Source organism: Numidum massiliense (assembly GCF_001375555.1).
In the GTDB taxonomy this organism is placed as follows: domain Bacteria; phylum Bacillota; class Bacilli; order Thermoactinomycetales; family Novibacillaceae; genus Numidum; species Numidum massiliense.
This window is the reverse complement of sequence record NZ_CTDZ01000009.1, coordinates 1,858,113-1,870,921: the sequence shown is the minus strand read 5'-3', so window position 1 is coordinate 1,870,921 and position 12,809 is coordinate 1,858,113. Positions and strand designations below refer to the sequence as shown.

At 52.9% G+C, this 12,809-nt stretch carries 9 protein-coding genes; 1 reads left to right on the top strand and 8 read right to left on the bottom strand.

The window, feature by feature from the left end; genetic code table 11:
* Positions 1-163 precede the first annotated feature (163 nt).
* Positions 164-2,272 carry an apiosidase-like domain-containing protein gene (locus BN1247_RS09130; RefSeq protein ID WP_054950105.1) on the top strand — a complete coding sequence of 703 codons (2,109 nt, stop codon included), beginning with the start codon at positions 164-166 and terminating at the stop codon, positions 2,270-2,272.
* A 27-nt stretch (positions 2,273-2,299) separates the two neighbouring features.
* Here BN1247_RS09130 and BN1247_RS09125 read toward each other — a convergent pair whose 3' ends face one another.
* From BN1247_RS09125 to BN1247_RS09090, 8 genes are all read right to left on the bottom strand, one after another.
* The gene (locus BN1247_RS09125) at positions 2,300-3,034 is read right to left on the bottom strand and encodes an amino acid ABC transporter ATP-binding protein (RefSeq protein ID WP_054951583.1); all 735 of its coding nucleotides are present in this window, start codon (positions 3,032-3,034) and stop codon (positions 2,300-2,302) included.
* Positions 3,035-3,095: 61 nt separating this feature from the next.
* On the bottom strand, positions 3,096-3,776 hold the full coding sequence (locus BN1247_RS09120) for an amino acid ABC transporter permease (RefSeq protein ID WP_054950104.1): 681 nt from the start codon (positions 3,774-3,776) through the stop codon (positions 3,096-3,098).
* Positions 3,763-4,635 carry an amino acid ABC transporter substrate-binding protein gene (locus BN1247_RS09115; protein WP_054950103.1) on the bottom strand — a complete coding sequence of 291 codons (873 nt, stop codon included), beginning with the start codon at positions 4,633-4,635 and terminating at the stop codon, positions 3,763-3,765. The genes BN1247_RS09120 and BN1247_RS09115 overlap by 14 nt, the downstream gene beginning before the upstream one ends.
* A gap of 326 nt (positions 4,636-4,961) precedes the next feature.
* Positions 4,962-5,651, bottom strand: a complete 690-nt coding sequence (gene narI / locus BN1247_RS09110; RefSeq protein ID WP_054950102.1) for a respiratory nitrate reductase subunit gamma — start codon at positions 5,649-5,651, stop codon at positions 4,962-4,964.
* A gap of 22 nt (positions 5,652-5,673) precedes the next feature.
* The gene (narJ, locus tag BN1247_RS09105; protein ID WP_054950101.1) at positions 5,674-6,246 is read right to left on the bottom strand and encodes a nitrate reductase molybdenum cofactor assembly chaperone; all 573 of its coding nucleotides are present in this window, start codon (positions 6,244-6,246) and stop codon (positions 5,674-5,676) included.
* A 91-nt stretch (positions 6,247-6,337) separates the two neighbouring features.
* Positions 6,338-7,807: a nitrate reductase subunit beta gene (gene narH / locus BN1247_RS09100; RefSeq protein ID WP_054950100.1), complete on the bottom strand. Its 1,470-nt coding sequence runs from the start codon at positions 7,805-7,807 to the stop codon at positions 6,338-6,340.
* Entirely contained in the window at positions 7,797-11,654 is a 3,858-nt protein-coding gene (locus BN1247_RS09095) for a nitrate reductase subunit alpha (RefSeq protein WP_054950099.1), read from the bottom strand. The genes narH and BN1247_RS09095 overlap by 11 nt, the downstream gene beginning before the upstream one ends.
* A 298-nt stretch (positions 11,655-11,952) precedes the next feature.
* A complete protein-coding gene (locus tag BN1247_RS09090; RefSeq protein WP_054950098.1) occupies positions 11,953-12,657 on the bottom strand; it encodes a Crp/Fnr family transcriptional regulator in 705 nt (234 codons plus the stop codon).
* Positions 12,658-12,809: the final 152 nt, after the last annotated feature.

The window sequence follows — 12,809 nt, the reverse complement described above, 5'->3', positions numbered from 1 at the left end:
TAACTGTGTCTGTCGGTAGGTAAAGGAACATTCACATCTATTCACGTGCGACTTACTCCTCCCTCCCCCCTGAAATTCGTCATAAAATTATTGATGAATTCATAAAAGGTTAATAGGTAGGGCGCAACTGCTTCATCACATTTTGAACATGGGGGGATATTTGTTGTCTCAAACCGTAGGAAGTACCTGGTCAACTGGTTTTAATGGCGGGGATTTAGTCCTTCATTCGAATGGCCGCTATTTGCAACATGTGGACGGAGCGCCGTTTTTTTACATGGCAGATACGGCGTGGGAGCTGTTCACCCGACTGACGAGAGAAGAAACGGAAATGTATTTGGAAAACCGAAGGCAGAAAGGTTTTACTGCGATTCAAGCCGTCATCTTGTCGGCATACGGAGGGACAGTCAATCCGAACGCTTACGGACACCCACCGGTCATTAACGGTGATGTGAACCAGCCGAATGAACCGTTTTTTGAGCACGTCGATTATGTCGTTAACCGTGCACAGGCAAAAGGGATTTACCTCGCGGTGCTGCCGACTTGGGGCAACCAGGTAACCGAAACGTGGGGGGCGTTTAATCCTCAGAATCAGGGACTTGCCAATGCTTACAATTGGGGAAAATATATTAGTAACCGCTACAGGGATGTGCCTAACATTATATGGGTACTCGGCGGGGATACAATTCCGACGGGCTTTGAAAGCGTTTGGCGCGAGATGGCACGGGGGCTCACTGAAGGGGATTGCGGGAAACACTTAATGACATTCCATCCACAAGGGATAAATTCCTCTTCTGCGTGGTTCCACAATGACACTTGGCTAGATTTTAACATGTTACAATCGGCGCACCACTTTGACCACGATAATTACAATATGATTGCGAACGACTATAATCTAACACCTGCCAAGCCGACGATCGACGGCGAACCGAGATATGAAACAATTCCATCCGGCTTTAACCCTGCCAACGGTAGAATTACCGATTTTGATGTGCGCCAAGCGGAATACTGGGCGTTGTTTGCCGGTGCACACGGTATCACTTACGGCCATAATAGCGTTTGGCAAATGTATGCACCTGGACGTAACCCAGCCTTTGATCCGATCGGATATTGGTACGACTCACTCGATGCTCCCGGGGCATCGCATATGTCTCACATCCGTACGCTCATTGAAGGACGGCCGTTTTTTACGCGTATTCCCGATCAATCCGTTATCGCGGCAGGACAAGTCAGTGGGGCGGGGCATATGCAAGCGACTCGGTCTTCCGACGGCAGTTACGCGTTTCTCTACACTCCGCTCGGGGACACGGTCACGGTCGACATGACGAAAATTTCCGGAGGAACAGTGAAAACATACTGGTATAACCCGCGAGAAGGCACTTCAACTCTCATCGGACAATTTCCGAATAGCGGGACTCGCTCGTTTACACCGCCGTCTAGTGGTCGGGGGAACGATTGGGTTCTCGTTCTTGACGATGCGACCAAAAATTTCCCTCCTCCTGGACACAGCGAACCGACCCCAGAGCCCGGAAAGCCGATTATCGAACTGCTTTTCAACGAAAACGGTGGCACGGCGACGGCCAATACTGGGACTAGTTCTAGTAGTTATCCGCAGGCAACCTTGACGGCAAATCGTCCCTTATGGACGGCGAATGCAGCCCCGAGCGGGGGACAGAGCGCCCTTGATTTTGGTACTGTCGCTGATCGGTATGCGATCGATCTGACAGGGCAAATTGAACCGTTAAAAGGACTTAAGTCGTTTACGATTACGGGGTGGGTGAACAACAATAGTGCAGTCACTGGTTCTGGAGGAAACCGCATCGTTTCTTGGATCAATAATGGCGGCGAAGGTGTCGACTTAGTGTATGTAAGCAGTGGCGCATTACAACTCGGCATTAATCAGTGGCCTGACGGTAGCCCGGCGATCAGTTCAGGGGGTCAAATCCCGACCGATGCCAATGCTAGTGCGGCAAATTGGCGGTTTTTTGCTGTCACGTACGATGCAGCGTTAAGTAGTGCACAAGTGAAGTTTTACTTTGGGGCACAAGGAGTGGACGCGACACTCGACGTAGCCAAAAATTATAGCCGAGGGATGACGGGTTCAAACATCGGCCCCGCCTTGACCGTCGGGCACTTTAACAGTGTGACACGTCATTATGCCCCCGATCGGATGTTCCGCGGCATTATCGATCAGATTCGCGTGTTCGGGAGTAAAGCAGACTCTTTAGGAGCACTTTCTTTAGCAGAGATTGTGCAGATTCAGTTTTTAGAGTGACTGATTTAAATGCCAGTCGATTTATAGTTAACCGATGCGCTGTACAAACTGCTTCGTGCGCGTTTCTCGCGGTCGGTTGAACAACGCCGTTGGCTCGCCCCGTTCGACGATGACACCACCATCCATGAAGATCACTTCGTCGGCGACGTCGCGGGCAAAACCCATTTCGTGGGTGACGATGACCATGGTCATCCCCGTTCCAGTTAACGTCTTAATGACTTTTAGCACGTCTTGTACTAACTCCGGATCGAGTGCCGACGTCGGCTCATCGAACAACATCACGCGCGGGTCCATCGCTAAGGCCCGCGCGATGCCGATCCGTTGCTGTTGCCCGCCGGATAGCTGGAAAGGATAGTCGTCCGTTTTGCCCGCCAAACCGACTTGTGCGAGCAGTCTGGCTGCTTTTTGCCGAGCGCTCGTCTTTTGTTTGCCTTTGACCGTCATTAATCCTTCCATTACATTTTCCACGGCAGTCATATGGGGAAATAAGTTGTAATTTTGAAACACCATCCCCGTCTGCTTTCGCAGTGCGGCAATTTGTTGGCGCGTCACTGCCGTGGAAAAATCTAAGCGGATATCACCGATTTGCAGTGTGCCGCTCGTCGGTGTTTCCAATGCGTTTAAACAGCGGAGCAAGGTCGTTTTTCCCGAGCCGGACGGTCCGATGACGACGACGACCTTACCTTGGGCGATCGTCAAGTCGATCCCTTTGAGTACAGGCAATTGTCCAAACGATTTATACAAGTTCGCGATGTGTATCAATGCGTGCCACCCCTTGGTCGAGCTTAGCAATTTTGTTGTCGGTTTTACGTTCGTCGTCATATTACCGCGCCACGTAGCGGTCTAGTCTCTGTTCCAGGCGGTCTTGAACGAGCGACAGGAAGAAACAAATAATCCAGTAAATGAGTGCAGCTTCGCTATACACGAGTAAGTACTCGTAGTTGGCGGCGGCGATTTCTTGCGCTTTGCGGAACATTTCCGGGACAAGGATGACTGCTGCGAGTGACGTATCCTTCACTAAACTAATAAACGAGTTCGCCCAAGGCGGTAGCGAAACGCGCGCTGCTTGCGGTAAAATGATACGGCGCAACGCTTGTACATATGTCATGCCGATCGAGTAGGCCGCTTCCCATTGACCCTTCGGAATGGATAAAATGGCGGCGCGCACGATTTCCGAGCCGTAGGCGCCGACACTGAGGGAAAAGCCGATCACCGCGGCCGGAAAAGGTTCTAACGTCACCCCAAGATTGGGTAATCCGTAAAAAATGATGAACAGCTGCACGAGTAGCGGCGTGCCGCGAATGAATGAAACGTATGCGCGCGCCAGCCAAATGAGCGGTTTAAAAGGCGACAGGCGCGCGAGCGCCGTAACGATTGCGAGTGACATGCCGATTGCAAACGATAGGACGGTCAGTGTTAACGAATAGAACAGTGCTCCCTTCAATAGCGGCAAAAAAGAGTTACACACGATGTCGATGTACCGATCATAATCAGTTAGAAACATCGGTACCAAACCATTTCTCGGATATTTTTTGGTACGTGCCGTCCGCTTTCATTTCGTCCAACGCTTTATTGACAGCTTCGACTAAGTCGCGGTTGCCTTTGCGGAAAGTGACGCCACTTTTGGATTGTTCCTCGTGTTTGGCGACAATTTTTACCGGGGCGTCCGGATGTTGCTGCAAGTAATCGAGGATCGACAGGCCATCGTTGATCGTGACGTCGATCCGTTTGTTGGCGAGAAGCTCGATCGCTTGATTAAAACCGTCGGTGGCGACGATTTCTGCGCCGTGTTCCCGCGCGATGTCGGTCCAGTTGCTCGTGAGCGATTGCCCCGCTTTTAAACCTTTAACGTCGTTAAAACTCTTCACCGTTTCGTTGTCTTTGTGCACGACGAGCGACCCCGCGGATACGCTGTACGGATGGGAGAAGTCGTATTTTTTTTCGCGGTCGGGGCGAATGCCGACTTGATTGACGATGATATCAAACCGTTTGGCGTCGAGACCAGCGAACATGCCGTCCCATTGCGTTTCCATAAATTCGGCAGAAACCCCTAGCCGTTTCGCTATTTCTTCGGAGATCTCGACGTCAAAGCCCGTCAGTTTGCCTGCATTGTCATGAAAGGTGTACGGGCGGTACGTACCTTCTGTGCCGATGCGGATCTTTCCTTCCGCTTTAATTTTTTCTAACAGGTTGGCATCGCTTTGCTTCGAATCACGTTTTTCTCCTTTAGACTGACTGTTGTTCGCCTGTTTTTTTGCCGAAGTCTGTTCGTCTTGTGCTGATCCGTTGCTCTCACTGCTTGCGCAACCTGCCAATGCGAGGATCAGTACGAGTACTGTTAATAGGACGCGCAGTATTTGCATGACATTAATCCCCCTAATTAGATATGAATTATAATATAAGTATGTTTACCATGTTTGTCAAACAGTCTTTTTCGGTCTTCTATTTCGGTATGCCCTCGCTGATTAATAACAATCAACTCGTGTACCGCAATGCTTGTACATTTTTATTCTGAGGCAAGTTAGTTTATGCACGGGCGCGCAGCACGCACCAAACCCATTGCATAAAAAAGACCTCTCGGCAAGGGGGAGGCTAAGAGGTCTAAACGAATATAACGAGCGGCACAATGTGAGTCACACCACGAGCGTTACAATGTGCGTCACACCCAATGTGCGTCACACCACGAGCGTTACAATGTGTGCTCCTGCGGCTTCCGCTTGCGGTAAATGACGTAGCTGCGCGACAAATAGCGCAGTGGAACGCTAAACGCGTGAACGAGTCGCGTGAACGGCCACGCGGCGAACAATCCGAGGGAGGCGAGCATGTGAATTTTGAACCACACGGGGACAGTTGTCAAGTAACTCGCGTCAGCGCGGAACGTTAGCACACCGCGTAGCCAAGGTCCGATCGTCGTACGGTAGTCAAAGCCGTGCGGATTGACGTTCAAAAACGTCGCCGACAAACCGGACAAAATGACGATGGCTAGAAAGAAGAGGGCGACGTAGTCGCCAGGCGTGCTCGTGGCGATCAGTCGACGCACCGTCATGCGGCGGTACATGAGTATGAATAAGCCGCACGCTGCCACAAGGCCGGCCGGAATGCCGCCGATTAACGTCAGCATATGGTATTGCGACTCGCTAATGCCAAGCGATTCGTAGAAGGCGACTGGAATTAACAGGCCGAGTACATGGCCGAAAAAGACGACGACGATCCCCCAGTGAAAAAGGTTGCTCCCGAGACGAAGCAGTTTATTTTCCAACAATTCACTCGATTTGGTGGTCCACCCGAACTGATCGCGATTGTACCGGTAGATGTGGCCGCCGATAAAAACGGTGAGCACAATGTACGGGAGGACGACCCATAAAAACTGCTCTAACATGACGTGTTCACTCCTTTGACGGTCAATGATCTGTAATGCCGACTTCGTGCAATGCCGAGACGATCGCCGCAAGGACGTGGCGGTAAACGTTGTTTTGTGCGTGAAGGTTGTCGCTTATTTCGCGCACGTTGGCGTAGTACTTGGCGAAAATCGGCTGGAAGGCCGCTGTTTCTACTTGTCCGGCAAACTCTAACATGAGTGGCAAATAGTCGGGAAGTTCCGCGTCCGTCGCGGAAAACCCGTGCTGTTTGTAGTGGTTTTTTAAATAGAGCAAGTCCTGTCCGCGTTCGCGCTGTTCGCCGCTCGTCATGTACGTGACGTACAAGTTCGTTTTTTTGCCGAAGTCAAACGTGTACACGTACGTGTCGATCAATGCGGGTAAAGGTAGTTTCTCAGCCTCGGTACAAAAGGTTTGTAAAGAAGCTGTCATTTTGTGTGCTGGCAGTTGAGCGATCTCATGCTCGATTTCCGCGAGGGATTGCTGAAACATCTCGTCGGGATACGATAACAAATACGAACATATGCCCAACACGTGTTGTACGGTTCCGGATGGAGGAACATGTGCGTTGTTCATTTCATCGTGTCCATTATTCATCGCGATCACCTGCTTCCACTATATATTTCCTTAACACCCACAATTCATTAACACACACAATTCATTAATATACACAACGTGGCTGTCCATCTCAGGACAATGTGCCACACGCACCAGGTCCGCCCGCAAAGTCGAGGCCACAACTGCCGCGTTCGCTGTACAGGTCAGCCACTCCTTCGCGGTGGGAGGCGGGGATGACGAAGCGGTCATCGTATTTGGCGATGGCGAGCAGGCGGTACATCTCTTCGATGTCCTGTCCGGTGAGACCGACTTGCTCCATGCGGGCGAGATCGGGCTGTTTATTCGTTTGCAAGCTGCGCATGTAGCTGCGCATCGTCGCCATTTTCTTCAGCGTCGTCCGAATCGGCGCTTCGTCGCCCGCCGTTAATAAGTTAGCCAAATACTCGATCGGGATGCGCATTTGCTCGATCGCAGGGAAGATGTCGTCCGCCTCGGCCGCGCTGTCCACCCCTTCAAACATGTTCATGATCGGGCTGAGCGGTGGAATGTACCACACCATCGGCAACGTGCGGTATTCCGGATGGAGCGGCAACGCGATTTCCCACTCTTTCACCATTTTGTAAATGGGGGAGCGCTGCGCCGCTTCGATCCAGGCGCGCGGGATCCCCTCTGCTTTGGCCGCTGCCACGATGTCCGGATCGTGCGGGTCGAGAAAGACGTCCAGTTGGCTTTCGTACAGCTTGTCTTCTTCCGCCAGCGCTGCTTCTTGTACGCGATCAGCATCGTACAGCATGATGCCGAGGTAGCGCACGCGCCCGACGCACGTTTCGGAGCAAATCGTCGGTTTGCCCGCTTCGATGCGCGGAAAACATAAGGTGCATTTTTCCGCTTTGTTCGTGTTCCAGTTAAAGTAAACTTTCTTATACGGGCAGGAGGAGACGCAATGCCGCCATGCCCGGCAGGCGTTTTGGTCGACGAGTACGATGCCGTCCTCTTCGCGCTTGTACATCGCACCAGACGGACAGGCACTGACGCAGGCGGGGTTCAGGCAATGTTCGCACAGGCGCGGCAAGTACATCATGAACACATCTTCAAACTCGGTGCGGATGCTTTCTTCCATTTTTTCCACGTTCGGGTCGATGTGCGCGGTGACGTGGGCGCCGGCGAGGTCGTCTTCCCAGTTTGGGCCCCACTCGATGTCCATGTAGTCGCCCGTGATCGCCGACTTGGGCCGGGCGACGGGCTGTGTTTGACGCGCTGGGCTATTCGTCAGTTTCTCATAGTCGTAGTTCCACGGTTCGTAGTAGTCGTCGATCGTCGGCATGTGCGGGTTGTGGAACAGTTGCAGCAACCGGTTCGCTTTGGAACCGGATTTAAGCTGCAACTTGCCGTCTTTCACTTCCCAACCGCCGCGGTACGCCTCTTGGTCTTCCCACCGTTTCGGATAGCCGATGCCCGGCTTCGTTTCCACGTTGTTGAAGTACATGTATTCCGTCCCGGGACGGTTCGTCCACGTGTTTTTACACGTCACGCTGCACGTGTGACAGCCGATGCATTTGTCCAAGTTCATGACCATTCCGATTTGTGCTTTAATCTTCAAACCAATCGACCTCCTCCAATTTGCGGATGACGACGTTTAAGTCGCGTTGGTTGCCGGTTGGGCCGTAATAGTTAAAGCCCCAGCTTAATTGCCCGTAGCCGCCGATCATATGTGTCGGTTTGACGTGAATGCGCGTCGGGCTGTTGTGGGTGCCGCCGCGGTTGTTCGTAAGGCGCGACCCCGGGACGTTAATGTGCCGGTCTTGGGCGTGGTGCATGTACGCCATGCCGCGCGGGATGCGGTGCGAGACGACGGCGCGGGCGACGACGACGCCGTTGCGGTTAAAACATTCGAGCCAGTCGTTGTCGTGGACGTCGATGGCGGCGGCATCGTCTTTGTTCAACCAGATCGTCGGTCCGCCGCGGAACAAGGTCAACATCGGCAGCGAATCAAAGTACATGCTGTGGATCGACCACTTGTTGTGCGGCGTCAAATAGTTGAGTACGATCTCTTTGCCTGCTGCCTGCAGGCGGTTTTTGCGGAAGGGCGGGTGCTGTAAGATCGGCTTAAACGTCGCCATACTCTCCCCGAACTCGCGCATCATTTCGTGGTCGAGGTAGTACGATTGGCGGCCGGTCACGGTACGCCACGGAATGAGCCGTTCCACGTTGTTCGTAAACGGGGCGTAGCGGCGGCCACCTTGTTCCGACCCGGTGAAGGCGGGGGAGGTGATCACCGTTTTCGGCTGTGCCGTAATGTCGGCAAACGTGAACCGTTCCCGCTCGCGGTCAGCCGCGAGGTCGACCAGTTCGAGATCCGTTTTGTTTTCGAGGGCGCGCCACGCCTTTACTGCCACTTTGCCGTTCGACGTCGACGATAGCGTTAAAATCGCTTCAGCCGCGTGTTTCGCCGTCGACAAATCTGGACAGTCGAGCGATTGTGGGGCTAGGTTTGCCTTCTCCCCGCCCTCCGTAATCCCGTCCTCTCCTAACGTGCGCTGAACCGTCCCGAGTTCCTTCTTCAACAGCTCATATTCTTCTTCCGCCGACCAGTTGATGCCGTTGACACCGTAGGGCAGTTTTTTAATGTTTGGCCCGAGGGCGGTAAACTTGTCAAAAATGCGGCGGTAGTCCCGTTCGACGATGTGAATTTGCGGCATCGTCTGGCCGGGGATCGGTTCACAGTCTCCTTTACTCCAGTCGGCAATGTGTCCGAGCGGTTGTGCCAGCTCCTGCGGCGTATCGTGCAGCAGCGGCGTTGCAACGACGTCGTTGAGTGGTGCCAACTCGGCCTCGTCCGCCACTTCGGTGACCGCTTTAGCGAGAGTTCTAAAAATGTCCCAGTCCGAACGCGATTCCCACGGAGTCGGGATCGCCGGGTTAAACGGATGGATGAACGGGTGCATGTCCGTGCTGCTCAGATCGTGCTTTTCGTACCAAGTCGCCGCCGGCAAGACGATGTCGGAGTAAAGGGCTGTTCCGGCCATGCGGAAGTCGAGGCAGATTAGCAAGTCGAGCTTTCCTTCGACAGCTTGTTCGCGCCACTCAACCTCTTCGGGGCGCAAGCTGTCTTCGTCGTCGTTCATTAGCCCGTGGGACGTCCCGAGTAAATGTTTTAAAAAGTATTCGTGCCCTTTGCCCGAGCTCGAAATTAAGTTGGCACGCCAGACGAACAAGTTGCGCGGCACGTTGTTCGGGTGGTCAGGGTCTTCAATCGCGAACTGCAGCTTACGTTGTTTCAGCTGCTCGGCGACATACTTTCCAATCGCTTGCGGTGTCTTTGCGCCTGCCGCTACGGCTTCGCGGTACAGGTCAAAGCCGTTCTTGTCGAAGGTCGGATAAGACGGAAGCCATCCGAGGCGCGCGGCTAACACGTTGTAGTCGGCGTAATGGTCGTAGCGCGCTTTCCCTGCGATGGGTGAGACGTGCTCGCTTACAGGTTGTTCTTCGTAGCGCCATTGATCGGTGGCAAAGTAGAAGAACGACGTGCCGTTTTGCAGTTTGGGTGGCATTTGCCAGTCGCGGGCGGTGGCGATGTTTTGCCAACCTTCGATCGGGCGCAGTTTTTCTTGCCCGACATAGTGGGCCCACCCGCCGCCGTTGACCCCTTCGGCACCGACGAACAACACTAAGTTGAGCACGGCGCGGTAAATCGTGTCCGAGTTAAACCAGTGGTTAATGCCGGCGCCGACGATAATCATCGAGCGGCCCTTCGTCTCTAGGGCGTTCTGGGCAAACTCGCGCGCGATTTTGATGACGAGTTCTTTTTTTACCCCTGTAATGTTTTCTTGCCACGCCGGGGTGAACGGGATCGGATCGTCGTAGTTTTTCGCCACGTCCCAACTGCAGCTACGATCGACACCGCTACTTCCCTGGCCGCCATGGCCGCTTTCCTGACCTTTGTGGACACTTTCTTGGCTGCCATCGCCACTCACTTGCCCCTCGTCGCCACTTACTTGCCTCTTGTGGTCAAGTAAGCGATCGACGCCGTAGTTGGCCAGCACTAAGTCAAACACCGTCGTCGTGTAAAACGTCTGTCCGTTGCAGACCACTTTTTTAACTGGTACGGGACGGTACAAAATGTCGTTCCCTTCGTGGGAGAAGTACGGTAGTTTGACGGTGCCGATTTCGTCACTCATTCCTTTAAATGAAAGGCGCGGGGCAATTGGGGCACCTGTTTCTTCGTCTTCCATTTCTAAATTCCACTTCGTCTTGTCCTCCCAGCGGGCGCCGAGCGTACCCTGTGGAATGACGTAATCGCCGCGCGTCTCATCGTACAGGAGCGGCTTCCATTCGCCGTTGCCGACGTTTTTTCCTAAATCTGCAGCGTTTAAGAAGCGATCGGGGACGAAGTGTTCCCCTTCTGGTCGCAAGGTGACGACGAAAGGAAAATCGGTGTACTGTTTCGCGTAATTTATGAAGTAATCGTGGGTGTTGTCGACGTAAAACTCTTTTAAAATGACGTGGCCCATCGCCATCGCCAACGCGCCGTCCGCCCCTTGCTTCACCCGCATCCAGTCGTCGGCGAGCGTCGTCGATTCGGCGTAATCGGGACTGACGGAGATTACTTTCGTCCCTTTGTAACGCACTTCGGCGAGGAAGTGCGCGTCCGGCGTGCGCGTAAGCGGTACGTTGGAACCCCACGTCATGATGTAACCGGCGTTGTACCAGTCACTGCTTTCCGGCACATCGGTCTGGTCGCCCCAAATTTGTGGCGAGGCGGGCGGCAAGTCGGCGTACCAGTCGTAAAAACTGAGCATCGGACCGCCCATCAATTGCATAAAGCGGGCCCCGGAAGCGTAGCTCACCATCGACATCGCGGGAATGGGGGTAAAGCCGACGTTGCGGTCCGGTCCGTACGTGAGAGCGGTATACAGGAGCGAAGCGGCGATGAGCTTCGACACTTCTTCCCAGTCGACTCGAACGAAACCGCCTTTGCCCCGGGCTCGTTTGTACCTAAGTGCTTTGTCCGGGTCTTCGACGATGCTGCGCCAGGCAGATAACGGATCGCTATGTTCTTTCAAGGCGTCGCGCCACATGTTGATTAAGACACCGCGCACATACGGGTATTTCACCCGCAGCGGGCTGTAAATGTACCAAGAGAAGCTGGCCCCACGCGGACAGCCCCGCGGTTCAAAATCGGGCATGTCGGGGCCAGTCGACGGGTAGTCGAGCTGTTGCCCTTCCCACGTGACGATGCCGTCTTTGACGTAAATGTTCCAGCTGCACGAGCCGGTACAGTTGACGCCGTGCGTGGAGCGGACGACTTTATCGTGTTGCCACCGTTTGCGGTAGGCATTTTCCCAATCACGTGGCTCATACGTCGTCTGACTGTGTGCATTGGCGTGTTTTTCGATCGGAGACAAGTATTTTAAGCGGTTATAAAGCGGTGAATGTTTCTTCTGCATCTTCATCTCTCCTTAAAGTTAGAGACCTCCTCGCCCTTAATATAGCTGTCGGTTCAGGCGGAAAACTGTGAAGCTCTTCACAAATGGAGACGATGACACGGTAATGTCAAACATTTGCCGCTTTTTTGTGGCGTGCTGTTATGTGATGTGAGGGATGCGCTATTAGTGGGGAGCGCGTTGCGAATGGGGGAGTGAGGCGTCCGTGACACGTTTAACGTAGGAGATCGCCGCGCGAATCGGTAACTTCGAGTTGGCCTAGCCAAGGCCATGCCGTTCCCGGGAACGGTACGCGGGGCATCTACTCAATGCTGCAGTAAACGGCGGGGCAGTTTTCACAGTTGATTTCTTCTTTGAGAAATTGCAAGTCATGGATGGTAATTTTCTTTTTATTAATGGAAATAACGTTCTTGTCTTTCAGTTCGTTCAAAATGCGGTTCGTACTTTCGCGCGAGATCCCGCAAAAGTTGGCTAATTCCTGATTCGTCAGCGACAGGTCGATTAAAATACCGTCCGCGGCCGGTACGCCAAAACTGTTCGTCATGCGGATTAACGTAGAGTATAGTGCGCCTTTTCTCCCGTGTAAGACGAGGTCGCGAAACTTCGTCATCGTCTTGCGCACGTGGTCACTCATCCACTTAATAAACTCCAAGCCGAGTTCGCTATTGTGAAAGATTTCTTTTTCTAACACGTGGTTTTTTACGGCGTAAACCTTTGCATCTTCCATGACCAGTGCGTTAAATAAATACGTGATCGGCGCCTGTGTGTACAATGTGAGTTCGCCGCAAATTTCGTTTTTGTCGCAAATGCGTAAGGAAAGCTTTCGCCCGTCGGAAGTTAGTTTACTAATTTCCACTTTGCCTGAGGCGATGACATAAAGCTCGTCCGCGACTGTCCCTTCGCGAAACAGGTACGTCCCTCTTTTAGCGTAAAACTTGCGGTCGGCGATCTGTAACAGTTGTTCAATTTTAACCGATTGCGTCGGTTTGACGTGCTTTGTAGACATGGTCACTCTCCTTCATGCCTTAAGTACTATTTTTATCATATAGCAAACATCTATATGAAGTTTGTAACGCTTTGTGATAAATTTGCGAAAAAGTGCCAGAATGTTAACTTCTTCACATCGCGAAACCGCCCCATTTCTTACGATTGAGGGGA